Annotated in this window: 29 protein-coding genes and 1 riboswitch; of the genes, 15 read left to right on the top strand and 14 right to left on the bottom strand. The window is 70.6% G+C overall.

Features of this window, described 5'->3' with window-relative positions; translation table 11 throughout:
• The first annotated feature begins 4 nt into the window (after positions 1-4).
• The 4 genes from BN2279_RS29030 (at position 5) to BN2279_RS03225 (ending at position 2,234) form a co-directional block, all read left to right on the top strand.
• Positions 5-244, top strand: a complete 240-nt coding sequence (locus tag BN2279_RS29030) for a hypothetical protein (RefSeq protein WP_159037030.1) — start codon at positions 5-7, stop codon at positions 242-244.
• On the top strand, positions 228-671 hold the full coding sequence (locus BN2279_RS03235; protein WP_159037029.1) for a hypothetical protein: 444 nt from the start codon (positions 228-230) through the stop codon (positions 669-671). Before BN2279_RS29030 ends, BN2279_RS03235 begins: the two co-directional genes overlap by 17 nt.
• Positions 672-872: 201 nt before the next feature.
• Positions 873-1,346 (top strand): glycine-rich domain-containing protein, encoded by a 474-nt coding sequence (locus BN2279_RS03230; RefSeq protein ID WP_059006208.1) that lies wholly within the window; start codon positions 873-875, stop codon positions 1,344-1,346.
• Positions 1,347-1,433: 87 nt separating this feature from the next.
• Positions 1,434-2,234: a phosphotransferase gene (locus BN2279_RS03225; RefSeq protein ID WP_059006206.1), complete on the top strand. Its 801-nt coding sequence runs from the start codon at positions 1,434-1,436 to the stop codon at positions 2,232-2,234.
• Between the two features lie 66 nt (positions 2,235-2,300).
• On the opposite strand, the gene BN2279_RS03220 is transcribed toward BN2279_RS03225, so the two are convergent.
• The 7 genes from BN2279_RS03220 to BN2279_RS29020 all read right to left on the bottom strand — a co-directional run bounded on the left by BN2279_RS03220 (position 2,301) and on the right by BN2279_RS29020 (position 7,570).
• Positions 2,301-3,716 (bottom strand): DUF3987 domain-containing protein, encoded by a 1,416-nt coding sequence (locus BN2279_RS03220; protein WP_059006204.1) that lies wholly within the window; start codon positions 3,714-3,716, stop codon positions 2,301-2,303.
• A complete protein-coding gene (locus tag BN2279_RS27030) occupies positions 3,713-4,135 on the bottom strand; it encodes a hypothetical protein (RefSeq protein ID WP_234347368.1) in 423 nt (140 codons plus the stop codon). Before BN2279_RS27030 ends, BN2279_RS03220 begins: the two co-directional genes overlap by 4 nt.
• Positions 4,132-4,350 (bottom strand): Lsr2 family DNA-binding protein, encoded by a 219-nt coding sequence (locus BN2279_RS30130; RefSeq protein ID WP_234347370.1) that lies wholly within the window; start codon positions 4,348-4,350, stop codon positions 4,132-4,134. The genes BN2279_RS27030 and BN2279_RS30130 overlap by 4 nt, the downstream gene beginning before the upstream one ends.
• A gap of 107 nt (positions 4,351-4,457) precedes the next feature.
• Positions 4,458-4,844, bottom strand: a complete 387-nt coding sequence (locus BN2279_RS29715) for a hypothetical protein (RefSeq protein ID WP_199827613.1) — start codon at positions 4,842-4,844, stop codon at positions 4,458-4,460.
• A gap of 482 nt (positions 4,845-5,326) precedes the next feature.
• Entirely contained in the window at positions 5,327-6,238 is a 912-nt protein-coding gene (locus BN2279_RS03210; RefSeq protein WP_059006201.1) for a phage major capsid protein, read from the bottom strand.
• A gap of 12 nt (positions 6,239-6,250) precedes the next feature.
• Positions 6,251-6,598, bottom strand: coding sequence for a hypothetical protein (locus tag BN2279_RS29025; RefSeq protein WP_159037028.1), 348 nt, complete (start codon positions 6,596-6,598; stop codon positions 6,251-6,253).
• A gap of 333 nt (positions 6,599-6,931) precedes the next feature.
• Entirely contained in the window at positions 6,932-7,570 is a 639-nt protein-coding gene (locus BN2279_RS29020) for a hypothetical protein (protein WP_159037027.1), read from the bottom strand.
• A gap of 214 nt (positions 7,571-7,784) precedes the next feature.
• Here BN2279_RS29020 and BN2279_RS03205 point away from each other — a divergent pair, with 214 nt between their 5' ends.
• Together BN2279_RS03205 and BN2279_RS03200 are read left to right on the top strand one after the other, a co-directional pair.
• Entirely contained in the window at positions 7,785-8,351 is a 567-nt protein-coding gene (locus tag BN2279_RS03205; RefSeq protein ID WP_159037026.1) for a hypothetical protein, read from the top strand.
• Between the two features lie 5 nt (positions 8,352-8,356).
• A complete protein-coding gene (locus BN2279_RS03200; RefSeq protein WP_059006197.1) occupies positions 8,357-9,559 on the top strand; it encodes a tyrosine-type recombinase/integrase in 1,203 nt (400 codons plus the stop codon).
• Positions 9,560-9,686: 127 nt separating this feature from the next.
• Here the strand turns inward: BN2279_RS03200 and BN2279_RS03195 are convergent, their stop codons facing one another.
• On the bottom strand, positions 9,687-10,262 hold the full coding sequence (locus BN2279_RS03195; RefSeq protein ID WP_059006195.1) for a TerD family protein: 576 nt from the start codon (positions 10,260-10,262) through the stop codon (positions 9,687-9,689).
• A 152-nt stretch (positions 10,263-10,414) separates the two neighbouring features.
• Between BN2279_RS03195 and arfB the strand changes: the two genes are divergently transcribed.
• Positions 10,415-10,855 carry an alternative ribosome rescue aminoacyl-tRNA hydrolase ArfB gene (gene arfB, locus BN2279_RS03190; protein ID WP_059006238.1) on the top strand — a complete coding sequence of 147 codons (441 nt, stop codon included), beginning with the start codon at positions 10,415-10,417 and terminating at the stop codon, positions 10,853-10,855.
• Between the two features lie 24 nt (positions 10,856-10,879).
• Here arfB and BN2279_RS03185 read toward each other — a convergent pair whose 3' ends face one another.
• Positions 10,880-11,443 carry a flavin reductase family protein gene (locus BN2279_RS03185; RefSeq protein WP_079031790.1) on the bottom strand — a complete coding sequence of 188 codons (564 nt, stop codon included), beginning with the start codon at positions 11,441-11,443 and terminating at the stop codon, positions 10,880-10,882.
• A gap of 205 nt (positions 11,444-11,648) precedes the next feature.
• Between BN2279_RS03185 and cdgB the strand changes: the two genes are divergently transcribed.
• Together cdgB and BN2279_RS03175 are read left to right on the top strand one after the other, a co-directional pair.
• Complete coding sequence (gene cdgB / locus BN2279_RS03180) at positions 11,649-13,259, top strand: diguanylate cyclase CdgB (protein WP_059006191.1); 1,611 nt, start codon at positions 11,649-11,651, stop codon at positions 13,257-13,259.
• Positions 13,260-13,360: 101 nt separating this feature from the next.
• Positions 13,361-14,296, top strand: coding sequence for a hypothetical protein (locus BN2279_RS03175; protein WP_059006189.1), 936 nt, complete (start codon positions 13,361-13,363; stop codon positions 14,294-14,296).
• Here the strand turns inward: BN2279_RS03175 and nagA are convergent.
• Together nagA and BN2279_RS03165 are read right to left on the bottom strand one after the other, a co-directional pair.
• Entirely contained in the window at positions 14,274-15,413 is a 1,140-nt protein-coding gene (gene nagA / locus BN2279_RS03170; protein WP_234347366.1) for an N-acetylglucosamine-6-phosphate deacetylase, read from the bottom strand. The genes BN2279_RS03175 and nagA overlap by 23 nt on opposite strands.
• Positions 15,414-15,579: 166 nt before the next feature.
• Complete coding sequence (locus tag BN2279_RS03165) at positions 15,580-16,551, bottom strand: ROK family protein (protein WP_059006187.1); 972 nt, start codon at positions 16,549-16,551, stop codon at positions 15,580-15,582.
• Positions 16,552-16,822: 271 nt separating this feature from the next.
• On the opposite strand from BN2279_RS03165, the gene BN2279_RS03160 reads away from it, so the two are divergent.
• The 3 genes from BN2279_RS03160 to otsB are packed head-to-tail and all read left to right on the top strand — an operon-like array spanning position 16,823 to position 19,248.
• Positions 16,823-18,091, top strand: coding sequence for an extracellular solute-binding protein (locus tag BN2279_RS03160; protein WP_159037025.1), 1,269 nt, complete (start codon positions 16,823-16,825; stop codon positions 18,089-18,091).
• A gap of 34 nt (positions 18,092-18,125) precedes the next feature.
• Entirely contained in the window at positions 18,126-18,404 is a 279-nt protein-coding gene (locus BN2279_RS03155) for a DUF3263 domain-containing protein (protein WP_059006185.1), read from the top strand.
• A 16-nt stretch (positions 18,405-18,420) separates the two neighbouring features.
• Positions 18,421-19,248 (top strand): trehalose-phosphatase, encoded by an 828-nt coding sequence (gene otsB, locus BN2279_RS03150; RefSeq protein WP_059006183.1) that lies wholly within the window; start codon positions 18,421-18,423, stop codon positions 19,246-19,248.
• 35 nt (positions 19,249-19,283) lie between these two features.
• On the opposite strand, the gene BN2279_RS03145 is transcribed toward otsB, so the two are convergent.
• On the bottom strand, positions 19,284-20,729 hold the full coding sequence (locus BN2279_RS03145; protein ID WP_059006181.1) for an alpha,alpha-trehalose-phosphate synthase (UDP-forming): 1,446 nt from the start codon (positions 20,727-20,729) through the stop codon (positions 19,284-19,286).
• Between the two features lie 155 nt (positions 20,730-20,884).
• The gene (locus BN2279_RS03140) at positions 20,885-21,850 is read right to left on the bottom strand and encodes a glucosyl-3-phosphoglycerate synthase (protein ID WP_059006179.1); all 966 of its coding nucleotides are present in this window, start codon (positions 21,848-21,850) and stop codon (positions 20,885-20,887) included.
• A 226-nt stretch (positions 21,851-22,076) separates the two neighbouring features.
• A riboswitch (SAM riboswitch) is annotated at positions 22,077-22,215 on the top strand.
• 14 nt (positions 22,216-22,229) lie between these two features.
• On the opposite strand from BN2279_RS03140, the gene thrC reads away from it, so the two are divergent.
• From thrC to BN2279_RS03125, 3 genes are all read left to right on the top strand, one after another.
• Positions 22,230-23,528 (top strand): threonine synthase, encoded by a 1,299-nt coding sequence (thrC, locus tag BN2279_RS03135; RefSeq protein WP_199827611.1) that lies wholly within the window; start codon positions 22,230-22,232, stop codon positions 23,526-23,528.
• Entirely contained in the window at positions 23,525-23,800 is a 276-nt protein-coding gene (locus BN2279_RS03130) for a MoaD/ThiS family protein (protein WP_059006175.1), read from the top strand. The genes thrC and BN2279_RS03130 overlap by 4 nt, the downstream gene beginning before the upstream one ends.
• 424 nt (positions 23,801-24,224) lie before the next feature.
• Positions 24,225-24,428 carry a cold-shock protein gene (locus BN2279_RS03125; protein WP_020557826.1) on the top strand — a complete coding sequence of 68 codons (204 nt, stop codon included), beginning with the start codon at positions 24,225-24,227 and terminating at the stop codon, positions 24,426-24,428.
• A 319-nt stretch (positions 24,429-24,747) separates the two neighbouring features.
• On the opposite strand, the gene BN2279_RS03120 is transcribed toward BN2279_RS03125, so the two are convergent.
• On the bottom strand, positions 24,748-25,824 hold the full coding sequence (locus tag BN2279_RS03120) for a MurR/RpiR family transcriptional regulator (protein ID WP_407702183.1): 1,077 nt from the start codon (positions 25,822-25,824) through the stop codon (positions 24,748-24,750).
• Positions 25,825-25,922: the final 98 nt, after the last annotated feature.

The following is a 25,922-nucleotide window of genomic DNA, read 5'->3' as shown; positions in this document are numbered from 1 at the left end:
ACGCATGACCGCCGATCAGGAGACGACAGCACGCGCGGCAGCCAACGACGGCGAGCGAGAGCCACCCGATGCGGGTAGCGGAACGTTGCCGACGTTGAGGGAGCTGAGCGAGCGACACAAGGCTCTGAGCGCACGCATCGACCAACACTTCCAGTCTCTGAGGAGCAGTGATGCGTGTGAGGTCTACGCATCGGCTAGCCGGGTCTCCTCGGACAGGAGCCAGGACGATGACGACAGTTCATGACGGGTTTTGGTGTGAAGTCGTGGCCCGGAGCCCCGAGGCATGTGGGGAATGGGTGCTCGGTGGCTACCGGGCCGGTACTCCGCGTCTGGCGCTGCGGTGGTTGAGGGAGCAAGCGCGCCGCCTGTCCGACGCTCTCGACCCGCTTCCCGGGCGTGCCCCGTTCCCCGTGAGGAGCCTGGTCCGCGTCGGGTCGAACAGCCCGAATCCGGGCCGGATCTTCCGCGAGTGGATGAAGGATTTCCGATACCAAGAAATGCAACTGGCCGCGCTGGTGGCCGGTCGGCATATCAGCATCACCGCCGGAGGCACCGACCACGTGTGTGGCCAATGCGATGCGGATGTCTACTACTCACTTTCATGCCGGCCGATCTCGCTTGATTTCCCGACCGACTGGAGATTAGTAGAACCGCAGTACGCGGCGGTCTGAACGGCTCCCGTCCCCGATCGCACCTCTCCCTGGCAACCGGGGCGGGGAGCGGCTCTCGCATCACCCATGGCGACCGCATCGGGTCAGGGTCGCACACACGCTCCCATCGTGGTCACCCCGCGATGGGTTCGCCGCCCAGCTCGCCCCACGGGCGGCATCACCGGGCGTGCCACGTCCGGAACACTCACAAGGAGGCACGACGTGACAACCACCCACAGGCGCGGGCCGACCGATGCCCGCACGCTGATCAGTGACGAACTCAGGGCCACCCTCGCGAGCAACATGCTCGACAAGTTCTCCGGCCTGACCGAGGAGAAGGCGGACCGGGGCGTCGGACAGATGCTTGCCTTCGTCGCGGCCTGTGCGGCGAGCGACAAGCCCCTCAGCCCGTCCCCGATCGTGGATGACTATTGGCATGCCTTCTTGCTCCACACGAAGGCGTACGCCGATTTCTGCGATCGGGCCTTCGGCAAGTTCATCCACCACCAGCCCGGTTTCCTCGACAAGGAGGAACACGGCGGCGGTAAGGCCATCCGTACCCGGACCCTCGACGCGATCACCTACGCCGGGTATGAGATCGACGCCGAGTTCTGGCCGGAGCTGGATCTGGCGAATTGCTCACAGTGCCACCAGAACTGCCACGACAGCCCGAGCCACCCCGGCACGGCCGCCTGACAGTTCCCGGTCGGTCCCCGCTCTGTGCCAGGCTGTGCGCAGAGCGGGGACCGGCCCGCCGCACCGGAACAACCAGGGAGAGCGCGGGTGGATCGCACGGAGTGGCACGACCTGCCGTTGGGAGCGCGGGCCGCCGTCGAGCAGCAAACCGGCCACGTCGTGAAGGCCGAGGCAGCGCCGCACGGAGTCATGTCCCGACTCGCGTGCACGGTCCATTCCGAACAGGGCCGCGTGTTCGTCAAGGGTGGTCTCGTTGCCGACCCGCAGTCGTGGGTATACCGCCATGAAGCCGCCGTCACCCGGATCGCGCCATGCGCACCGGGCGTGCTCTGGGAAGTCGAGGCGGACGGCTGGCTGCTCACGGGATATGAGTACGTGGAGGGTCGGCACCCGAACCTGTCTCCGGGGTCGCCGGATCTCGGTCCACTGATGCGGACGCTCACCGCAGTGTCTGCGACTCCTTGGCCCGAGGAGCTGCGAAAGCGACCATTGAGCGATCGTTACGCCGACTTCCTGCCCGCTGAGGTGCCTCCCGCACTACTGGGGCGTGGGCTGGCCCACACGGACATGTCACCACTCAACATGCTCGTCGCCCCGAATGGGGAACTGGTGCTGCTCGACTGGGCACTTGCGTGCCCTGGACCGGCGTGGGCCGATGCCGCGCTCACTGTTCCTCGGCTGATCTCAGCAGGTCATGCCCCCGCTGAAGCCGAGACCATGGCCCGGCAGGTGCCAGCCTTCGGCGCTGCCTCGCCGGAAGCCGTGGCCACCTTCGCTCGTACGGTCCGCAGCGCCTGGGAAACGTGGGAGCGGACCCGCCCGCTTCCGCACCGGGCTGCCCTCACCGCAGCCGTCCGGTCCTGGGCGGAATACCTGGGCAGCGCGTAGCACTCTTCCCTCCGAACAAAGGAACGCCCCCGCCGAGGAAGCGGGGGCGTGTCGCTGTCCGCGTCGTCACAGCAGAGCGCGGAAAGGGTTGTCGCTGGGAAGCGTTGCGGTCGGCCTGGGCGCCTGGTGGCGCTGGCGGATGGTCACGCGGGCCGGGATTTCCGGCCGGGGTTCCGGTTCCTGGTGGGGGGTCGGGCGATACGAATCGATCCGTACCACGCTGGCACGGTTTTCCTCACGCTCCGCGCTGGCCGGCTGAGGCTTGGGAGCAGTCCGGTTCGACTCTCGGTGAACGGGAGCGTTCTCACGGAGGGTGAACACGACTGCCGGGCGGCCGATGCCCTTCCGTTCCTCGGTGACGACGATTTCGGGCAGTGCCTTGACCTGAGCGGCCGTGGCGTTGACGTAGGGCAGCACCTGAGAGGAGGTGGCCCGGCCGCCGTGCATCTCGATCCGGGCACGCACCTTGTCGGCCAGGGAGACAACCGGGCGCGTTGCCTTGCTGCCCTCCGGAGTGGTTCCGGTGAGGGTTACGGCACTGCGGACACTGCGGCGCACCAGTGAGAACGCGGCCGACAGCATCTCGTGAGTGATGACCTCGGAGCATTCGGAAGCGGCCAGACAGGCGGCCACCCGCAGTGTCTGTTCCGCCGTGCGCTCGATGAACACGGCCTGCGATTCGGGCAGCGATTCCGCAATGATCCGGGTGTAGCGCCGCACGACTCGCCACAGCGGCCGGGCGCCATCGGAAAGAGTCAGCGTCCGGGGCCGGATGGTGGCCCACCCGTAGGCGTCCGACACTTCGGCGCCGTCGATGCTGGGCAGTGTCACCGCGTCGTCGTCCAGCATGGGAACCGCGCCGAGCGCGAACGGCATGATCCGGTTGTAGGAACCTCCGGCCGCTTCTACCGCTCCTATGTAGCGGGTCCAGTCCGATGGCGTGATGTGGGTGTGCAGCACCATGGCCGGATCCTCGACGGACTGCGCCTCTTCCTTGGTCGTGTTGCGGATCGGCGCCCCGTCCCACGCGGCCCGCAGCTTGGCCGTGAACGAAGCGTCGCGTCGCACCCGCCGCAGAACTTCCGACCATTCCTCTTCGATGACCAGGGTCCGCACGTCCCGCCCTGCTTCCATTTCGGCGGTTGCTTCGGCCTGTTCGGCAAGGTGGTTGACCAGAGACGCACCGGAGGTGATCCCGGAGGTGGTGTGCGTGTCCAGGAACCGGCCCACGGCCGGGCGCATGACGTGTTGTGCGGCCCGCAGCGCCGTTCCCTTGCCCCGGCCCGTACCGGCCGCGAGGCAGGTCCACAACAGCGCGGGGCGGGCGTTCCCCCGGGAGGAGACCCGCACCGTTCCGCCGATGGCGGCCGACCACAGGGTGAGGGCGGCGACGTAGATGCCCAGCGGATCGGTTTCCACATACGGCGCGACCTTGCGGACCGCACGGCCGATGGGACCGTAGAAGACGGGGGCGACGCTCATGCTGCGCTCACTTCCTGGCGAGTTGATTGGTTGGCTGACAGGTGGTGCGCCGGAGAGACCGGCCGCCAACGGCCGTCGTCCTTGACCAGTGCTCCGGAGTTGTTCGAGTTGGGCAGGGCCAGCGGGAGGGCTTCCCCACCATCGGCGGGGACCACGGCGGCCCGCGTGCGGCTGTCCTTCGCGGCCCCCACCTGTGCCGCGCGCTTGGCCGCGTACACGGTGAGGTCATCACGGGTCACCACACCCGTCCGGCGTTGGCCGCGAGGCGTCGTCCAGACCACCCAACTACCGGGGGCGTAGTCGCGCTTGCTGGGCTTGCTCCCGGCTCTGTAGCCCTTGGCGTTCTTCCATGCCGCAAGGTCGGTGGGCCGGGGGTGACGGCCGCTGGGCGCGACCGTCACCGTGGGCGCGGCACTCAAGCCGCCCGTGCTTTTCCCACCGAGTCGTCACGGTGCGACAACTCGTAGGCGTGCCGCACATGCATGGGGACGCGGCCCCGGTCGGGCACGGTGTATCCCTGTTCCCGTGCCCAGCGGCGAACGGCCCGGTTCCGCTCCCGTTCGCTGATGCCCTCACGGTCCCGTGTGACGGGCTCGGGAAGCGGGTCCCCACCGCTCAACGTCCCGGATCGCACGGCGGCGGCGAACGCCCCCGGTCGGGTGACGTCCAGGGACGGCAGGTCCCGTTCCCGCGCATCCCGCAACTTGGACGCGTTCCGCTCCGCCCCAGTACCGCAGACGATCAGCACGGTGGACTCATCGGCCCGACCGACCACTTCATAGCCGAGGTCCCGCACAGCTTGCCGGGCTCCTCCCACGAGTACCCCGGGACCTCACCACAGACCATGACCGAGGCGACCGGCCCCGGGCGTGACCCGCCCTCCGGCGTCGCCTGTGCCACCTCCACCGTGCCTGTGTCGGACGGTTCCACCGACTCCCCGGCCGCTTCGTCCTGGGCGCCCTCCGTGGGCACCACACCCGCCGTGCGCGGCTCGGGAACGTCGGTCGTGCCTTCCGGGGCCGGACCGTTCTCCGGCACGCCCAGAGCATCAAGGAGGTACCGGCCGAACACCACGCCGTGTTCCCGGCAGAGGTCCCACGAGTGCTGCCCGAGAGTCAGCGTCTCCACCGCCTCTTCTTCGCTCCCGTCACGGGCTATATGGGCGTCGCACAGAACCTTTTCCACGGGCATAGGAACCGTCTTGCGCATGGCTGAGCTTCCTTTGATTCGGTCGGGCGGCTGAAGTCTGAGTGAGTGGCCGGAGCGTTGCTCTGACGGCCCGCCGCGCCTTGCGGTGCGGAACTGACTTCATCCTGCCCCGCCAGCGAAAGAATTCAAGCGGGGATTCTTGTGACCTTGCTCATCATCAGCAGATATCTATATCCGCAGGTCAGGGTGCATATGTGTGTGCGAGGAAAACGGTGGGGTAATGCTTTGACCAGCGATGAAAGGACCCACCGGGGGTGCCTTCCTTTCGTCGTGTACGGGTTTCTAATTTTTCAGGCCGAGTCAGTTTCAGTGATGAGCTGAGCGGAGTGTGATGGCCGGCACTCCGGTCCGTGACCAAATAACAGGCCCGCGCCCCGTATGGGGCACGGGCCTGTCAGGGGTCAGGCCGCGGTGGGCCACTGGACGGTGGCCTTCACGATGCCGGGGGTCGGCTTCGTCTCATCAAAGGAATGGTCCGGGTTCCGGGTGTCCAGCTCGGGGTAGCGGACCACCTTCCCGCCGTAGAGGTGCAGGGTGTCTATGTAATCCGCCCGGTACTTCTCCGACTGCCCCTCACGGAATCCCGTGAACTGCGACGCGAACGTGGCGAACTCCGAGTGGCCCGCAACGATGTCCACGCCATCCGGCATGGCCGTCGTGCTCACCACGGTGAAGCCCGCAAGCCGGGCGATGACGCCGTTCGCGGTTACCCCTGCTTCGCCGTATGCCCCGGCGTTCGCAACGGCGGGATGCTCGACCAAGTACCGCTTCACCCTGGGCGAGACGGCCACGTAACGCCCCTCCGGAACGTCGTGGTCGTCCAGGGCAAGCATCATGTCCAGCACGGCACTGTAGAGCGCCTGGGGGATGTTCCCGGCCGTTACCGCCAGCGCGGGCAGCTCGGTCGCGCTCTGGGCGATCACCCGGCCCATGAAGGTGTCCGCCTCCCGCGCGAGCGCCCGGATCATCTGCCGGTTGATGGGCGCCTTGAGCGTCCCCTCAACCTGTATCTGCTCCGCGTTTTCCACGAGGATCTGAAGATACTTCGCTTCTGAGATGGCGAGTTTCTGGTCTACGGTCTGAGGCCGCTGGGCCGTCATTCCCTCGGGCAGCCGGTAATCCCCGACCGTGGGACGGACGAGGGAGTTAATGTGTACCACGTCGCCGCGCTTGCGGATATTCCCTTCGTATTTGCGGTTCGCGACCACCCGCGAGCACCAGACAAGCAGCGGGTCGAACTGTTCAAGAAGAACGTCGTCCCAGATCTCGGGAACGAACGTGTGCGTCGCCTGGTGTTGGTAGGCAAAGGTCATACAGAAAACTCCTTATCGGTAACGAGCATCAAGAGAACGACGAACGGGACGGGGAAAGCCTCCGGGCGGATGGTGTCCCGCGCCGAGCAGTTCCGGGACCTCGGGCTTGGGGACGAAGGCTGACAGCGCGCCTTCGATCGCCTCGGCGGACGGTGATCCATCCTCCGCCAGCAAGGCGGATGTATTCAGACAGGCAGTAAAGGCGCTCGGCAGTTCAATGCCGGAGCGGGCTGCGGCGGCCTTCAGTTCCGCCAGGGCGAGCTTCCCCGCGTATTCCGCACGGATCTCCGCCCGGATAGCGTCTCCGGGGTCGGCCAGCACGGCCTCACCGGATTCGGAAACTGATGGCGTGTCGCTCAAAGCGGCACCTCCTGATCTAAGAAAGAAGGGGATTCAGTTATCGGGCCGCCTTCGCGGGCGGCCCATGGATACTCACAAGAGGACAACGCAAGAGAGACACGGCCCCCTTACCCCCGAGGATGATCTTTCGATCTGGGGGAAGAGGATCCGCGTTCTCTCCGCACTGCCCGTTCTCACAGGGAGGTATCCGCAGAGACCCGTTCGAGCGCCAACGGCACTCTGGACATGGGTAACGGCCCCGGCTCACCTCCGCGTCAGCGGCCCACCGCCCAGTGAGCTTGACTCCAGAGGGCGCCAACGGGTGAGAAGCACTGCCCTCCACAAGCTGTGGATTTAATGCCACGTGGTCCGCGCCGTGCGGTTCAATCTGATCCACAGGTTCCGGTAGCCCTGAAGGTCTTGCTCGGCCAGGCCCGGGAAGTCGTAAACAAGGTTCCGGTGCTTCCCGACTTGGATTCCTTTCCTGCGCAAGCGCTCCGTACGGTTCTTGGCGGGGCGCTTGTGTTCCCGGCACCACTTCTCCGGCCTGCCCCGCCCGCGCCTCTTCGCCGGGTCGCCTACAGGCTCCGCGCAGCCGGGCCAATGACAGGACTCGTTGATGCCGGTGGGTGACTGTTCTTCGGCCCAGTTGAAGCCCCCCGACTCGAAGAGTTCCGGCGTCGAGGCATGCCGGCCGTCGTCCACTGCGGCGAAGGGCGGTGCACTCATCAACGAATCAAGCCGTTGAAATCCCCACCCCGGGTCATACTCCGGGCATGACGCCGCCAACGGCGACAGGGCCAGCGGGACGAGCCCTGAATGAGCGGCTGACATCCTGGCGAAGTCATCTTCATATTCTTCCTCGGGCCAGAGTGAAGGCCAGGTGTCGGACTCTTCTTCCTCGGCAGCCTTGAGCAGCTTGGTTGCCTGATTCTTCAGCCTTTTCTGGGCCTTTCGACTCGTGGGCGGAATAGTCCGCTTACTCTTCTCCATGATCCCCGAAGCGTGTAGTCCAACGTGCCAACAAAGAAAGCATTCCCGGGTGATCCGGTACGGGGAAGGTGACCGCGAAATGTGATCTGACAACCTCCATCCCCGTTTCCAGGATGACTCAACCGAACCTGTTGCGCTAGGTTCGGCTCTAGTGTTGAGCATCATGCTCCGAACCAGTTGCAGCAGGTTCGATGGCTGCGTTACTGTCTTCCTCGTGAGCGCAGAAACGACAGACAGCGGCTCCCCGGAAGACTGGCATCGGGAAGGCGACGCACTGGTGTGGCGACGGGTACATGGGCCATGGCTCATCACGGCCCGGTGCCCGGTACACGCGCCGTTCAACGGTCCCTCGGAACTCTCCGTGAGACTCGCCATCGGCGGTTCTGGGGAGGAGATCGATCGCCTCATGAGCCAGGCGTTGAAATCGGACGGGATCCCCGCCAGCCTGCTTCGGCAGATTCCCCTGGCGGAGATCAAGGCGCAGGCCCGCGCCGCGCTGGTGCGGCAGCAGGACCGGGCGATGAACCGGCCGTGGCCAGTCCCGGAGCGTTGCCGCTCGGAGACGGATTACGCCTTGCTCGTCGCCGAGCTGGACCGCATGAGAGCAACCAAAACCACCGCACCACAGGGCGACTTGGCCGCACGCCTCGGCATCGGCAAAGCAACCATGTCCGAACGAATCAAACGGGCCAAAGACCTTGGCCTGTGGGATGGAAAGCGGCCCACAGACAAGGCATGGCAGCTCATCACTGAGTGGAAGAACGACGAGGAAGGCCGCTAGAAGTCATGGCTACCACGTTCCAGAAATGCAAGACCAGACAGGCCGACCCGTGCGACAAGGCGCGCTGCGGACACCCCTGGACCGTCCGCTACCGCGAGCCGGGAGGGCGATCCGGCCGCCAGCGGGAGAAGTCGTTCCCCACCAAGCGGCAGGCCGAGGCCCACGGCAACAAGATGGAGGCCGACAAGCTCTCCGGCGTCTACCTCGACCCCGACCGTGGCAAGATCACCGTCGCCGCTTGGTGGTCGGAATGGCTCGGCGCCCAGGTGATCAAGCCCAACACGCTGCGCGACTACACCGGCTTCGCCAACAACTACCTCCTGCCGACGCTCGGCCGGAAGACGATCGCCGCCGTCACCCCCAACGACATACAGCGCGTCGTAGCCGTGATGGACGAAGCCGGGCTCATGGCCTCGACCATCGCAACCCGCGTGATCCCCTTGAAGGCCGTGTTCAAGGCCGCCGTGGACAACGACCGGATAGCCAAGGACCCCTGCCGGGGCATGAAGCTGCCCCGCTCCGCATCCCAGGCCGTAGACCCCGACCGCATCCCCACACTGACCCAGGTCGTCAGCATCGCCCAGGCGCTACCGGACGAGTACCGGTTGAACGTGTGGCTGATCGCGGGGGCCGGACTGCGCCCCTCCGAGTCCTTCGGCGCCTCCGAGGACTGCCACCGGGGAGACGTGTACCGGGTCTACCGCCAGACGACAGAGAAGGGCGACGGGCAAGGGAACCGCAAGGCGCTCGTGCCGCTGAAGCACCGGGCCGCAGGTGACTACCGCGAGATCCCGTTGGCTGACTGGCTCGGTCAGGAGATCGACCGGCACCGGGAGCAGCACGGCACTCACGCCTTGGTCGGAGCATCCGGCCTGCTGTTCTCCACCATCGCCGGAGCGCTGCTCACCCATGAGAGCTTCTACTACCACTGGCGCAGGGCGATGAAGGCCCTCGGGCTGGCCTACAAGCCGCACGATCTGCGGCACTTCTTCGCCTCCACCATGCTCGCCGCTGGCGTGTCGCTGCTGGAGGTGAGCCGGTGGCTCGGACACCGCTCGATCAGGGTCACGGCTGACACGTACGGGCATCTGGTGCCCGACTCCTGGCAGCGCGGCCGGAAGGCGATGCAGGAAGCCATGCGGCCACGGTTCACCGTCGTCAAGGACGTGCCCGAAGAGGAGAGGGGAACGCTCACCCAGGCGGCCTGACGCTGGACAGGCCGGAGCCCCCCAGCGCGAATCTGGGGGGCTCCGGTGCTGAGGTGGCGGGACCGTGCTGACTCAGTGCTGACCAGCGTCCGCCCATCCGGCCTTCTAGCAGGTCACTCGCACGCTGTCAGACGTTCACACCGAAGTCCTGGGCGATGCCCGCGAGGCCGGAGGCGTAGCCCTGGCCGACCGCGCGGAACTTCCACTCCGCGCCGCTCCGGTACAGCTCGCCGAAGATCATCGCGGTCTCGGTGGAGGCGTCCTCGGTCAGGTCGTAGCGCGCGATCTCGGTGCCGCCCGCCTGGTTCATCACGCGGATGAACGCGTTCCGCACCTGGCCGAAGTTCTGCCCGCGGTTGTCGGCGTCGTGGATCGAGACCGGGAAGACGATCTTGTCGACCTCCGGCGGCAGGCCCGCCAGGTTGATCTTGATCTGCTCGTCGTCGCCCTCGCCGGCACCGGTCAGGTTGTCCCCGGTGTGCTCGATGGTGCCGTCGGGGGTCTTCAGGTTGTTGTAGAAGACGAAGTGCTGGTCCGAGACGATCTTGCCGCTCGCGTTCACCCCGAGGGCGCTCGCGTCCAGGTCGAAGTCGGCACCGGTCGTGGTGCGGACGTCCCAGCCGAGACCGACCGTGACGGCCGTCAGGCCCGGAGCCTCCTTGCTCAGCGAGACGTTGCCGCCCTTGGACAGGCTCACACCCATGTGGATCCCCTTATTCGATATCGCTCAGGGTCGTCTTTGCGATGACGTTACTCTCACTGATCCCAACGATGTCAGGGGGTTGCCCGGTTCCACGCGGGTTTCGGGGATTCCGGGGGAAAACAGGCGTGCGGCGCTGGGCCGGGCGGGGGATCATGGAACGCGTGTCCGGTCCGTATCCCATCCGCGGCTCGGTCTCCCTCCCGGAGTCCGAGCTCCGTTGGCGTTTCTCGCGGTCCTCGGGGCCCGGCGGGCAGCATGTCAACACCACGGACACGCAGGTGGAGGTTCTCTTCGACCTGGCCGCGACCTCGGCGCTGCCGGAGGTGTGGAAGGAGCGCGCCCTGGACAGGCTCTCCGGTCGGCTCGCGGACGGCGTGCTGACGGTCAGGGCGAGCGAGCACCGCTCCCAGTGGCGGAACCGTGAGACGGCCGCGCGGCGGCTGGCCGCGCTGCTGGCCGAGGCGACCGCGCCGCCGCCGGGTCCGCGCCGGGCGACGCGGGTGCCGCGCGGGGTGGTGGAGCGGCGGCTGCGGGACAAGAAGCGGCGGGCCGACGTGAAGCGGGGGCGCGGCCGCGGTCAGGGGTGGGACTGACCGCCCGGCCGGACCGGTGCCCGGTCAGCCCAGGTGCCGGTAGCCGGCGCGGTAGTACAGAAGGGGACCGCCCTCGACGGACGGCAGCCCGGCGGCGAGCACGCGGCCGATCACCAGCGTGTGGTCACCGGCCTGGACCCGCTGCTCGGTGCGGCACTCGACGGTGGCCAGCGCGCCTTTGACGAGCGGTGCCCCGGTGTGTTCGCCCAGCACGTGGGGCACTTCCTGGAACAGGAGCCGGTCGCTGAGCCGCCCCTTCATCGCGAACCGCCCGGCTATGGACCGCTGGCCCTCCGCGAGCAGGGACGCGGCCCACAGCGGCTGCCGCTCCAGGATCTCGTCCATCCGGGATCCGGTGCGGACGCTGACCAGCACCAGCGGCGGGTCGAGCGACACGGACAGGAACGCCGTCGCCGTCATCCCGGCCGGGGCGCCGCGCGGCTCGTCCTCCTCGTCGTGGGCGGTCACCAGGACCACCCCGGCGGCGAGCCGGGCCAGGGCACCGCGGAACTGCTCCTCGCTCACCCCTTCAGCATGGGGGACGGGCTGGAACTGGGTCTGACGCGCTGGGAGAGCCACGGTACGCAACGGTAACCGGCGCGTTCCGGCCCCCGCATCGGGCCAGGGAACCAGAACGGCCCCCCAAGCGTCCTACATCGCGCGACCGAGCACTTTCGTACTGTGACATGAATCACAGTAGGCAACTAATTGCTGACCCTGTGTACCTAGCGGGCAGCTCGCTGTGATTCAGTGGCCTGTATATCTGCACGTGCATTTCGCGCCCGGGGGAGTGATGGAAACGGAGACGGAGCCATATGTGCGCCTCGCCTCGCTGCGGGAGTTGCACCAGGTTGTCGCTCAGCTCAACACCGCCCGCAGTATGGCCGACACCCTCCAGACCATCGCCGACGGGGCCGTCGCCGCCCTCGGCTTCGAGCTGGCGGCGGTGAACCTGGTCAGACCCGACGGTGACCTGCTGGTCGCCGCCGTGGCCGGGAGCGACAAGGCCGAGGCCGCCATGGCCGGGCGCACCGGCTCCCGCGAGTCCTGGGAACGCCGCCTGTCCATGGGCGAGCGCTGGGGAGAGCTCCGTTTCATCCCGTACACCGAGGGCTGGGTCCTCGACCACGACGACGTCCCGCAGTGGCACACCACCGGGCCCGCGCCCCGTTACCCCGACGAGTGGCACCCGATGGACCGGCTCTTCGCCCCCATGTACGCCTCCGACGGCGAACTGCTCGCCGTCCTGGAAGTCGACAGACCGCGCAACGGCCGCCGCCCCGGGCCCTGGGGGTGCGAGGCGCTCCAGCTCTACGCCTCCCAGGCCGCCATCGCCATCAGCAACGCCCGTCTGCGCGGAAACATGCAGCGGGCGCTCATCCGTCTTGAGCGGGAGCAGCAGGCGCTGCGGGCCAGCGAGGAGAGCTTCCGGCAGGCGTTCGAGTACGCGCCCAGCGGCATGGCCATCGCCGAGGTGGGCGGCGAGAGCCACGGCCGCCTGATCCGCGTCAACGACGCCCTGTGCCGGCTGCTGGGTCGCCCCGGCTCCGTGCTGCGCCGCTACAGCTTCGCCGACCTCGTCCACCCCGAGGACACCGGCGTGCTGCTCCGCACCTCGGCCGAGGGCGGCCGGGCCGAGCTGCGGCTCGCCCGCCGCGACGGCTCCTACGTCTGGGTCAGCCTGCGGAACTCGGTCGTCGCCGACGCCGCGGACGGCCCGCAGGTCCAGCTCACCCACGTCGAGGACATCGAGGAGCGCAAGCGCCACGAGCTGGCCCTCGCCCATCGCGCCAGCCACGACTCCCTCACCGGCCTGCCGAACAGCGCGGAGCTCCGCGCCCGCCTCGGCGGGCGGATATGCGACACGGCGCCCGACCGGTTCGGCAGGACCGCGGCCCCGGCCGCCGACCGCGTCACGGACGCCTTCGAGGGCCTCGGCACGCCGCCGCCGCGCGCCTACGACCACCATGAGCACGTTTTCGCGCCCGATGCCCCGGGCGGCGACGGCAAGGGCCTCGCGGTGCTCTTCTGCGACCTCGACGGATTCAAGTCGATCAACGACCGCTTCGGCCACGTCTGCGGCGACGCCGTCCTGGTCGAGGTCGCCCGCCGCCTGGAGCAGGGCGTCCGCGACAACGACACGGTCGCCCGGCTCGGCGGCGACGAGTTCGTGGTGCTGGCCGAGGGCCTCGGCCCGGCGGAGGCGTCGGACCTCGCGGTCCGGCTGCGCAACGGCATCATCCCGCCGATCCGCGTCGAGGGCCGCTCGGTGCGGGTGGGCGCGAGTTTCGGCATCGGCTGGGCGGCCTGCGGCATGACCACCGAAGAGGTGCTGGAGTCCGCCGACCAGCGCATGTACATCGAGAAGCGCTCCCGGTCCCAGGGCAGGCGGCGGGCGGGCTGAGCCCGGGGGGCGGCCGGATCGGTCTCCGGCGTTCGCCCGAACGGGGTAGGCTCGCCAGTCGTACTTGCGGTGGGGGAAGCGGTGACAAGGAGCGGTAGGCGATGAGCGCGGGGAACAGCGGCGGCGGTACGCCCGACGAGTCGGACGACCCGTTCGGCTACCTGTACCGCCCCGAGGGCGACCAGCCTCAGACGCAGCCGCAGCAGACCCTGCGGCAGTCGTCGTACAACCACGTGCGCCCGGTGGGGGAGCGCACCTTCGGCGGCCAGCAGGGCTACCGCCAGCCGCACCAGCCGCCGCGCCAGGCCCCGCCGCACCCGGACGCCCGGTACGCCGCGCCCGAGACGCAGCCGGGCGGCGTGCCCCCGTACGGCGGGCCGCACGACCGGCGCCGCCCCCCGGAGCCCGACCAGCGCCGGAACGGGCTGCTGATAGGCGCGATCGCCGTCGTCCTGGCCGTGGTACTCGGTGTCGGCGCGGCGATCCTGTTCAGCGACGACGAAGGGGCCCAGGCCGACGACGGCGACCCCTCGACCGCGCCCACCGGCAACGTCGGCGGGGAGCCGGGCGGCGACGAGCCGACCGACCCGCCGACCGACGGCGGCGAGGAGCCCGCGGAGCTGCCCGTGGCCGACATCACCCAGCTCCAGCTCGCCAACAGCGCGGCCATCGAGTCCACGTTCGCCAACGCGCGCTCCGAGAGCGGCTCGTACATCGCCGTCCAGGGCCGCCCGAACGCGACGATCTCCTGGACGTTCGACCTCCAGGGCGACCCCGGTCAGTACTACTTCTACGTCGGGTACTCGACCGTCACCGACGGGCAGGCCATGGGCTTCTCGGTCAACGGCACGCCCCGCACCGACCCGGTGGACATGCAGGACTACGCCACCGCGAGCGATGCCTTCGACGACAGTTGGGTCCGCACGTACAACCTGGTGGACCTGGTCGAGGGCACCAACACGATCACGCTCACCTGCGACCGCCCCTGTGACGTCGCCATCGACCAGCTCTGGATCAGCGACCACGAAGAGGGCTGAGCACGGCCCCGGGCAGCGGCTCCAGGGGCTCCAGCGGTGGCCGGGGCTCCGGCGGGCCGCTCAGCCAGGCACCGCGGCGCATGACCCCGGCGACCTCCCAGTCCGCGTCGAGCACCACCAGATCGGCGTCCTTCCCCTCCTCGATCGTCCCGACCCGGTCGGCCACGCCCAGCAGCCGCGCCGGGGTCGCCGACAGCGCCCGGACCGCCTCGGCGACCGGCAGGCCGTCCACGGTCACCGCCCGGCGCAGCGCCCGGTCCAGCGTGAGCGTCGAGCCCGCGATGGCGCCGCCCTCGGCGAGCCGGGCCACGCCGCCCGAGACCTCCACCCGCAGCGGGCCCAGCGGATAGACGCCGTCGCCCATCCCGGCCGCGCCCATGGCGTCGGTGATGAACGCCACCCGTTCCGCGCCCGCCGCGCGGAACGCGAGCCGCAGCACGGACGGGTGCAGGTGCGTGCCGTCGTTGATCAGCTCGACCGTGACCCGCTCGTCCTCCAGCAGCGCGGCGATCGGGCCCGGCGCGCGGTGGGTGAGCGGCGGCATGGTGTTGAACAGGTGCGTCGCCACGGTGGCGCCCGCGTCGATCGCCCGCCGGGTCGTCTCGTAGGTCGCGTCGGTGTGGCCGACCGCCGCGATCACCCCTCGGTCGCGCAGCAGCCGCACCGCGTCGAGGCCGCCGGGCAGCTCCGGCGCGAGCGTCAGCATCCGCGCCGCGCCGCGCGCCGCGTCGATCAGCTTCCGCACCGCCTCGGGGTCCGGGTCGCGCAGCAGCGCCGGTTCGTGGGCGCCGCAGCGGCCCGCCGCGATGAACGGGCCCTCGAAGTGGACGCCCGCCAGGTCGCCCTGCTCGACCAGCTCCGACAGCGCGCCCGCCTGCGCGGCCAGGTCGTCGAGGCGGCCGGTGACGGTGGACGCGACCAGGGTGGTGGTGCCGTGGGCGCGGTGCGTGGCGATGACGCGCAGCGCCTCCTCGGCCGTGCCCGCCGAGAACGACGCGCCGCCGCCGCCGTGCACGTGGAGGTCGACAAAGCCGGGCACCAGCCAGTGGCCGGTCAGACCCACGGCGGAAGCCGCCCCGGGCCGGTCGTCCGCGACGATCCGCCCGCGCTCGACCACGACCCGCCCCCCCCCCCCCACCCCCCCGCCCCCCCCGCCCCCGCCCCGCCCCCCCCCCCCCCGCCCCCTCCCCCCCCCCCGCCCCCCGCCGGGCGGATCCTGGACTTCGCCCGCGCCTCGACCCCATCGGCCCGCACGACCCGGGCACCGGTCAGCACCACACGGCTCATCGCGCCACCTCCGGCGTCCGCCGGGGGTGGGAGGCGAGGTCGTGGGCCAGGAGGCCGGCGCCCAGGCAGCCGGCCGTGTCGCCGAGCGCGGCCGGGACGACGGTGGGGAGCCGGTGGAACGTGGCCTTGGCCGCCAGCGCCGTGCGCAGCGGGACCAGCAGCGTGTCGCCCGCCTCGGCCAGTCCGCCGCCGACGATCACGGTGCCCGGGTCCAGCAGGCTGACGGCGGTGAGCAGCCCGTCCGCGAGGCCGTCCACGGCCTCCCGCCACAGCGACAGGGCCCGCGCGTCGCCCGCCGCCACGGCCGCCGCGGCGTCGGCCGCCGTCGCGCCCGGCGTGCCGGAGGCGGCGGCCCAGGCGCGGCCGACCGCGGCGGCGGAGGCCACCGTCTCCAGGCAGCCGCGCTGTCCGCAGCCGCAGCGGACACCGCCGGGCCTGACCACGACGTGGCCGATCTCACCGGCCGCGCCGTGCGCCCCGGGTTCGGCGCGGCCGTCGATGCCGAGGGCGCCCGCGATGCCGGTGCCCAGGGCGACGAAGAGGAACCGGTCACGGCCCGCGCCCGCGCCGAGGCGGCCCTCGGCGAGCCCGCCGGCCCGGACGTCGTGGCCGAGGGCCACCGGCAGGCCGCCGAGCCGCTCGGCGACCAGCCGGGCCAGCGGCACGTCGCGCCAGCCCAGGTTGGCGCTGTGGACGGCGGTGCCGGTCCGTTCGTCCACCAGGCCCGGCACGACGACTCCGGCGGCGGCGGGCGGGCGGCCGAAGCGGGCCGTGCCCGTGTCGTACAGCTCGCGGGCGAAGTCCAGGATCCCGGCCACCACGGCGTCCGGGTCACCGGCCCCGGCGGTGGGCCTGCGCGCCTGGTGGAGCGGCCCCTCGTCCGGCGGGCCGGTCAGCGCGGCCTTCAGCACGGTGCCGCCCACGTCGAGGGCGATCACGTAGTCCTGCTCGTTGTCCTGGGAAGTCACACGCGCCAGTCTCGCCCGTCGGAGGCCAAGAGGTCTAGTCCATTACGGGTCGGATGCGGGTCCGATCCGGCCGCCGGCTTCCGTTGGGGCGGGTCAAGGCCCCGGCGTGAGCGGGGTGTTGCGAAACCGATACGCCAGTGACCCACTGTGGCGGATGAGTGGCGGGCAGACTCAGGGGGTTGGGCGCCGACGGGGGCGCACGCGCCTCGCGGGACTCCCTCGGCCAGGACGCGAAGGGGAAGTGAACGTGCGACGCCGGCGATTCATGGGCATGACCGCTGGACTGACCGGTGCCCTCGGCCTCACGGGAACGACGACGGGCTGCGGCGGCGACTCCGGGAGCGGGGAAGTGGTGCTGAAGCTGGTGGTGACCGAGTTCGCGGATCTGGTCGGCGGCGCCGGTGTGGAGCAGTTCTGGAACTCCGTGGCGACCGACTTCCGCGAGCTGAACCCGGACATCCGGATCGACGTCTCCGCCATCCCCTACCGGTCCACCTACGACGAGGTGGTCCGCATGATCCGCGACGGGAACGCGCCGGACATCGCGCAGCTCTACATGTTCGCGGACTTCGCGCGGGACGGCGCGCTGTACGACGCCAACGACCTGCTCACCATCCCGGTGCTGTCGGACTTCCCGTCCTCCATCGCCGCCGCCGGCGAGGTGCGGCGGGTGCAGTACGGGATGCCGTTCGTCGCGTATCTCCAGACGTTCTTCTGGAACAAGACCCTCTTCGAGCGGGCCGGACTCGACCCGGAGCAGCCGCCGCGGACCTGGGACGAGCTGCGGGACGCGGCCGACAGGCTGCGCGCGGCGGGTGTCCCGTACCCGTACGGGCTGGCCCTCGGCCACGACGACGCCAACGGCGAGGCGCTGATGTGGATGCTCGCCGGGGGCGGCGGCCTCACCGACCCTTCCGGCAGCTACGTCATCGAGTCGCCCGCCAACATCTGGACGTTCACCTGGCTGCGCGACCAGCTCGTCGTCCCGGGCCTGACCGGGACGACGCCGCCCGGCGAGATCACGCGCGAGGGGCTTTACGGGGCGTTCGCCGCCGGGGAGGTCGGGATGCTCACCGGGGACCCGTTCCTCATGGGCCACGCGGACCAGAGCGGCGTGTCCTACGGCGTGGCCGCCATGCCGGGCCGGGGCGGGGAGAGCCTGTCGGGGATGGGGGACGCCTCGGGGCTGCTGGGGTTCAAGCAGCGGGGGAACCAGGAGCACATCGCGACGTTCCTGAACCACCTGTTCACCGAGCACCGGTACATCAGCGACTTCGCCGAGCGCTACCGTCTGCTGCCCGTCTCCACGCCCGCCGCGCAGACCATGAGCGACAGCGACACGCCGGAGAACGAGCGCCTCCAGCCGTTCCTGGAGGAGCTGCCCGGCGCGACGTTCCTCCCGGCGGGCAAGGCGTCGTGGACCGCGGTCTCCGGGCTGCTCTCGGCGGCCATCGGGGACACCGTGCGGCCCGACGGCGACGTCGAGGCGATCCTGGCCCGGCTCCAGGGCGACGCGGAGGCGGCCGACCGGGACGCGTAGAAATCGGCCGGAAACGACCACATAAACTGCTCGGATGACCACCGAGCACCACGACGAGGACGAGGGCGGCGACGGCCCGGGCGCCGGGGACCGGCTGTCCGAAAGGGACCGTGCCGTCCTCGCCGTGGCGCGCGCCGCGTGGCCGGGCGCCGGGGCGAAGGAACGGGCCATCCGGGAGCGCCTGGGGATCTCGCCCACCCGCTACTACCAGCTCCTCAACGCGCTGCTGGACGATCCGCGCGCCCTCGCCCACGATCCGGTGACCGTCAACCGCCTGCGCCGCCTCCGGGACTCCCGCCGCGACCTCGGCTGAGCCCGTCGGTAAGGTCATGTACATGGGCAGCCTTCCCGTACCCACGACGGACGCCGGCCGCGCCGGCCTCGCGGCACTCCTCGACCAGCCCCGGCGGGCGCTGATCGCCCTCGACTTCGACGGCACCCTGGCGCCCATCGTGGCCGACCCCGAACAGGCCGCACCCCACCCCGACGCGGTGCCCGCGCTGGCCCGGCTGGCGGGGCGGGTGGCCGCCGTCGCCATTGTCACCGGCCGCCCGGCCGCCGTCGCGGTACGGCTCGGCGGCTTCGCCGGCCACCCCGGTCTCGCCGGTCTGGTGGTGCTCGGCGCGTACGGCGCGGAGCGCTGGGACGCCGCCACGGGCGAGCTGCGCACCCCGCCGCCGCACCCGGGCGTCGCCGCGGCCCGCGAGGCGCTGCCGGCGCTGGTCGCGGAGAGCGGCGCGTTCGTCGAGGACAAGGGCAACGCGCTGGCCGTCCACACCCGCCGCGCCACCGACCCGGCGGGCGCCTTCGCGGCCCTGCGCGCGCCGATGGCGGAGCTGGCCGCCCGCCACCGCCTCACGCTGGAACCGGGCCGCCTGGTCCTGGAGCTGCGCCCGCCCGGCATGGACAAGGGCGCCGCCCTCACCGCCCTGGCCCGCGCCACCGGGGCGGGCTCGGTCCTGTACGCGGGCGACGACCTCGGCGACCTGCCCGCCTTCGAGGCGGTCGCCGAACTCGGCGCGTCCGGCGTGCCGGGCCTGCGGGTGTGCAGCGGCAGCGCCGAGGTGCGGGAACTGACGGCGGCCACCGACCTGACGGTCCCCGGCCCCGAAGGCGTCGCCGCCCTCCTGGCCACCCTGGCCGACCACCTCCCCTGACCGGCCGCCCGCCGGGGGCACCGGTGCCCAGGGGGTCACATGGCGCGCAGGGCGGTGAGCTGGTCGAGGAACCAGGTCTGCGGGGGGAGGGCCGTCGCGGCGGCCGTCAGGCGCTTCGTGCGGCGGGCGCGTTCGTCCGCGGGCATCGACAGGGCGCGGTGCAGGGCCTCGGCGGTGGCGGCGATGTCGTACGGGTTCACCAGCAGGGCGTCCTCGCCCATCTCCGCCGCCGCGCCCGCCTCCCGGGACAGGACCAGCGCGCAGCCCTGCTCGGAGACCACCGGGACCTCCTTGGCGACCAGGTTCATGCCGTCCCGGATGGGGTTCACCAGCGCCACGTCGGCCATCCGGTAGGCCGCCAGGGAACGGGCGAAGTCGTCCTTCACGTGCAGCACGACCGGCGTCCAGCCGTCCGCGGCGAACGCGGCGTTGATCTCGTCCGCCACCCGTGAGACCTCGGCGGTGTAGTCGCGGTAGACGGCCAGGTCCTGCCGCGACGGGTAGGCGAACGCGACATGCGTCACCTTGCCGCGCCACTGGGGGCGGTCGGTCAGCAGGCGCCGGTAGGCGTGCAGGCCGCGGACGATGTTCTTCGACAGCTCGGTGCGGTCCACGCGGACGATCGTCTTCCGGTCCCCGACCTGCGCGCGCAGCGCCGCCAGGCGCTCGTCCACGTCCGGCCGGGACGCCCGCTCCCGCAGGAAGTCCGCGTCGGCCCCGAGGCCGTGCACGCCCAGGCGCGTCGTGCGGCCCTCGTGGGTGACGGTCAGCCCGTCCACCTCCGCGCCCAGCACCGCCGCGCAGCAGTCCGCGAACGCCCGCGCCCACCGCTCGGTGAGGAACGCGGCGCGGTCCGCGCCCAGGATGCCCAGCAGCACCTGCCGCGCCACCGGGTCCGGCAGGAGGCGGTACAGCTCGGGCGGCGCCCAGGGGGTGTGCGAGAAGTGCCCGACCCGCAGGTCGGGGCGGCGCTCGCGCAGCAGCCCGGGGACCAGCGAGAGGTGGTAGTCCTGCACGAGCACGGCCGCGCCGGGCGCGGCCTCCTCGGCCAGGGCGTCGGCGAAGGCCGCGTTGTACGCCTCGTAGGCGGCCCACTGCTCCTCGAAGCGGGTGTCGAAGACGGGCTCAAGCGGCGTCTGGTACAGCAGGTGGTGGACGAACCACAGCACGGAGTTGGCGATGCCGTTGTACGCCGCGTCGAACGTGACGGCCGGGATGTCCAGCATCCGCACGGCCTGTCCGCCCGTGTCGGCCGGGTCCAGGCGGGCTCCGGCCCGCCGCGCGGCCTCGCGGTCGCCGTCACCCAGCGCGGCGCAGACCCAGGTGCCCGCCCCGGCGCCCAGGGCGCTCAGACCGGAGACCAGGCCGCCACCGCCGCGTTTCGCGGTGAGGGAGCCGTCGCCGGCGACCGCGTAGCTCACCGGGCCGCGATTGGAGGCCACCAGCACCTGATCCGCGTGGCCCGTCGCCTCGGCGCTCATTCGTCGGTCTCTCCGTCCCACGAGGGATGCGCGTCTCGGGCGGAGGCTAGCCAGTCCCACCCCTCACGAAACGTGTCACCTGTCACAGCGGCCCCCGGTTTCACCCCTGCGGAGGGGGACCGGGGGCCGCTGGGGAGACGGGCGGGAGAGCCGCGTCACGCCGCCTGGCGGGCGGCGTACTCGGGGATGGTGGCCATCGGGGGCCGCTCCTCCGCGTTGATCGCGTACGTCAGCGGCGCGAAACCGCCGTCGTCCGTACGTTCGAACTGGGTGAGCCCGAGCCTGATGGGCATCACCGAGCCGGGCAGCCGGCTCTGCGCGGTGCGCATGATCGCGGCGGCCATCCGGCCCAGGGCCTGGCCGTCCTGGTGCCGGTGCTTGCGCACGCCCACGTCGACCTGGGCGAGGGCGTCGAGCCCCGCCAGGTGGAGCGTGTCGATCAGCAGGCCGAGCTCCACCCCGTACCCGACGGGGAACGGGAGCCGCTCCAGCAGCGAGCGGCGGGCCGCGTACTCCCCGCCCAGCGGCTGGACCACCCCGGCCAACTGCGGCCAGTGCAGGTTCAGCAGGGGGCGGGCGACCAGCTCGGTGACTCTGCCCCCCTGCCGGGCCTGCGAGGGCTGCTCGCCCAGCGGCCGGTCGTACATCGCCTTGACCAGATGCACGCTCGGCTCGGTGAGCAGGGGGCCGAGGATGCCGGAGACGAATCGGGAGTCGAAATCCCTCAGGTCGGCGTCGACGAAACACACGATCTCGCCGCTGGTGGCCATGAGCGAGCGCCAGAGCACCTCGCCCTTGCCGGGAACGGTCGGCATCCGCGGCAGGATCTCGTCGCGGTGCACGACCTTGGCACCCGCCGCGGCGGCCACCTCCGAGGTGCGGTCGGTGGAGCCGGAGTCCACCACCATCAGTTCGTCGATCAGTGGCACGTCCTCCATGAGGTCGCGCCGGAGCGCTTCCACGATGGCACCGACGGTCGCCTCCTCGTTCAGCGCGGGGAGGACCACGCTGATGCTGCCTGCCGCGCCTGCTGCCCGCTTCGCGTTCAACATCTGCGGCATAGAGCGGTCAGCGGCGTCCCAGGACCGGCGGCTCAGCCACTCCTCTGCCTCTTCCAGCACGAATGTCGCTCCTGTCGCGTTCGGCCACATTTACTCCGTATGGGCGTATCTGCCCCTTCCTGGCTGAGTCCGAACCCACCGGGACCAGGTTTCTTTCGTGATCTCGGGGACGGTTCCCGTGTCTCGCGGATCGGACGGCCCGGGCCATTGTGCGGGCCGTCCGTTACAGTCTCGAACAGCGCAGGTGTCCTCCGCATATCGGGTAGCCGCGCGGACAACCACATACCGCTCATCCAGAGGGGCAGAGGGAACGGCCCGTTGAAGCCCCGGCAACCCTTCCGCCGGTCTCGTGAAGACGCGAGGCTCCCGGTGGGGAAGGTGCCAAATCCGTCCTGCGGCGAAAGTCGTCGTGGGGAAGATGAGGAGAAGGGCCTCGCACATGTCTGTGCTCACTCAAGCCGGCGCCGGGCGCGCCGCCACCCCCTCCATCGACCTCGGCCCCGCCGTGGCGCTGTCCTGCCGGGAGTGCGGCGAGCGGTTCGGACTCGCCCCGATCTTCGCCTGTGCGTCCTGTTTCGGGCCGCTGGAGATCGCATACGAGCTTCCCAGCGGCGACCCCGAAGAGCTGCGACGCCGGATCGAGGCGGGACCGGCCAGCATCTGGCGTTACGCGCCGCTGCTCCCCGTGCCCGCCGACGTCGCGGACAAGCCGAACCTGAACCCGGGCTGGACCAAGCTCGTCAAGGCCGACCGCCTCGCCGCCGCGCTGGGCGTCACCGGCGGGCTGTACGTCAAGGACGACTCCGGCAACCCGACGCACTCGTTCAAGGACCGGGTGGTGGCCAACGCGGTCGAGGCCGCCCGCGCCTTCGGCTTCACCACCCTCTCCTGCTCCTCCACGGGCAACCTGGCCGGCGCCGTCGGCGCCGCCGCGGCCCGCGCGGGGCTGCGCTCCTGCGTCTTCATCCCGCACGACCTGGAGCAGGGCAAGGTCGTCATGGCGGCGGTGTACGGCGGCGACGTGGTCGGCATCGAGGGCACGTACGACGACGTGAACCGCTTCTGCAGCGAGCTGATCGGCGACCCGGCCGGCGAGGGCTGGGGCTTTGTGAACGTCAACCTCCGGCCGTACTACGCGGAGGGCTCCAAGACCCTGGCCTACGAGATCTGCGAGCAGCTCGGCTGGCGACTGCCCGACCAACTGGTCGTGCCCATCGCCTCCGGCTCCCAGCTCACCAAGATCGACAAGGGGCTGAAGGAGCTGATCGCCGTCGGGCTGGTCGAGGACAAGCCCTACAAGATTTTCGGCGCCCAGGCGGCCGGCTGCTCCCCGGTCTCGCAGGCGTACAAGGCCGGCCACGACGTGGTGCGGCCGGTCAGGCCGGACACCATCGCCAAGTCGCTGGCGATCGGCAACCCGGCGGACGGCCCGTACGTGCTGGACATCGCCCGGCGGACGGGTGGCGCGGTCGAGGACGTCACGGACGAGGAGATCGTGGACGCGATCCACCTGCTGGCGCGCACCGAGGGCGTCTTCGCGGAGACCGCGGGCGGGGTGACGGTCGGGGTGACCAGGAAGCTCATCGAGTCCGGCGCCCTCGACCCCTCGCTGACCACCGTCGTCCTCAACACCGGTGACGGCCTGAAGACTCTGGACGCGGTGGACTCCACCGCTCGTCCCTCCGCCATCATCCGTCCGAATCTTGACGCGTTCCGAGAGGCTGGCCTCGCATCATGAGCGTTACCGTCCGAATCCCGACCATCCTTCGTACGTACACCGGCGGCAAGGCGGAGGTCACCGCCGAGGGGCAGACGCTGAGCGACGTGCTCGCCGACCTCGACCGGAACCACCAGGGGATCGCCGCCCGGGTGCTGGACGAGGACGGCAAGCTGCGGCGATTCGTCAACGTTTATGTGAACGACGACGACGTGCGCTTCACGGACGGCCTGAAGACCCCGACCCCGGACGGCGCGGGCGTCTCGATCATCCCGGCTGTCGCGGGCGGCTGACCGCCCGCCTTCACAGCGGCTCCACGACCGCCCCGCGCGACCCCGTCGCGCGGGGCGGTCGTCCGCGACGGGGGCGCTAGAGTGGCCCTGGTCTCATCCCGTACGTGTGCCACCCGCATATGAATTCTCGCCGGTTCTTGCTGAGAAGGCGATGAAAATCGTGTACCAATTGTCGGGTTGGCACTTTTGGGCGGGCAAGAAAGATTCAACTTTCAGCTAATTTGCGTTCTTTGCCCGTTCTGGGCCGTCAAGAATTCTCTCCCGAATGGCCTGTTGCACTGGGCGTCCGTACAGATACATTCAGCGGCGGTCGACGCGTTCCGGCGCACACCCCCCAACCGCCATGGGGGTGGGGTCTGAGAGGTCTGACCCGGGCCCGCGAAGTGCGGTCCCGTGAAAGGGCCGGCAAAATGGGGAGTTAGGAATGGCTCAGGGCGCCGTCAAGTGGTTCAACGCGGAGAAGGGCTACGGCTTCATCGCGGTAGACGGTGGTGCGGACGTGTTCGTCCACTACAGCGCGATTCAGATGGACGGGTACCGCACCCTGGAAGAGGGGCAGCGGGTCGAGTTCGAGATCTCGCAGGGACAGAAGGGGCCACAGGCCGACATGGTCCGAGTGACCGCCTGAACCGCCGACCGTACTGCGGCTTGCCCCAGGGCCCGCACCCTCACCGAGGGTGCGGGCCCTGGCGCGTCCGCCCCTCCGCGCCACCTCGCGTGCTTGCGCCCACCCTCCCCCGGACTCCGTCCGGGGGAGGGGGGGCGCAAGCACGCCAGGTGGCGCGGAGGGGCGGGCGGGCCAGGCCCCGCACCCCCCGGCAGGGTCGGGGGCCTGGGGCAAGCCGCGGCCCGCGCGGCGGGGACGGCGGGGCGCCCGGCCCCGTCGGCCGTTGGGCACTACGCAACAGAGCAGTCGTGTGAGAGAGTGTGATATAATTAGAAGTCTCTTAAGATGTTAGACATCGTCGCTGTGGTGTAGTTTTTGTCCGTACTGGAACAACCGGATTCTCCGCTATCCTCTGCGTCGGCGGCGTCAGAGGTGGATGAGAGACAGGGGAGTGACGGTGGGCGAGCGCCTCGTAGCTGGCGCGCAGCGCGGGCGCGGCGGCGTCGTAGGTGCGCTGGGCGACACCGATGAACAGGCAGTCCACGACGAGGAGCTGGCTGGTGCGGCTGGACATGGCGGCCGGGCGCAGCTCGCTCTCGCGGGCGGTGGAGGTGGTGAGGACGTGGTCGGCGTAGTGGGTGATCTCGCCGTCGGGGCGGCCGGTGACGGCGACGGTGGTGGCGCCGCGGTCGAAGGCGGCCCGGAGCGGCTCGATGACGTCCACCGTGCGGCCGGAGTGGGTGATGGCCACGGCGACGTCCCCGGCGCGCAACTGGACCGCGTTGGTGACGGCCAGGTGCGGGTCGGGGTGCGCGTGGGCGATCAGGCCGATGCGCAGGAGCTTCTGCGCCAGGTCCTGGGCCACGAGCGAGGAGGCGCCGATGCCGTAGACGTCGATCCGCCGGGCGGCGGCCAGGGCGGTGACGGACGCGTCGAGCTGAGCTATGTCGAGCGCCCCGGCGGTGTCGGTGAGGGTCTGGCGCTCGTCCTGGGCGAGCTTGGCGACGACGTCGCCGAGCGGGTCGTCCACCGAGATGTCGGCGGTGACGGCCGGGGCGGCGCCCGACGCCTGCTGGGCGGCGAGCCCGGCCAGCGCGAGGCGCAGGTCCCGGTACCCGGGGTAGCCCAGGAGGCGGGCGGTGCGCACGACGGTGGCCTCGCTGGTGCCGGTGCGCTCGGCGAGGCCGGTGACGGTGAGCGCGGCGCAGCCGGCCGGGTCGCCCGCGACCGTCTCGGCGACGCGCTGCATGGAACGGGTCAGGGAGGGCGCCATGGTGCGGACCTTCGCGGCCAGCGCGGCGGGCTCGGGGGGTGGTGGTCGCTGGGGGCACCCCGTCCGGGGGTGCCCCCACCGACCACCACCCCCCAGGGAAGGCCTTCGGCCTGCTTGCACTCTGGGGGGCCGAGTGCTAATCATGAGCATTAGCACTCTGCAGGTGAGAGTGACAGAGCAAGGACCGGTTCGGTGAGGTCCACAGGCTCGGCGGGGCAGGGAACCGCCAGGCCGGGGGCCGT

Source organism: Streptomyces specialis, from assembly GCF_001493375.1.
GTDB lineage: Bacteria > Actinomycetota > Actinomycetes > Streptomycetales > Streptomycetaceae > Streptomyces > Streptomyces specialis.
The sequence above is the reverse complement of the archived record's forward strand: the minus strand, read 5'-3'. Positions and strand labels throughout refer to the sequence as shown.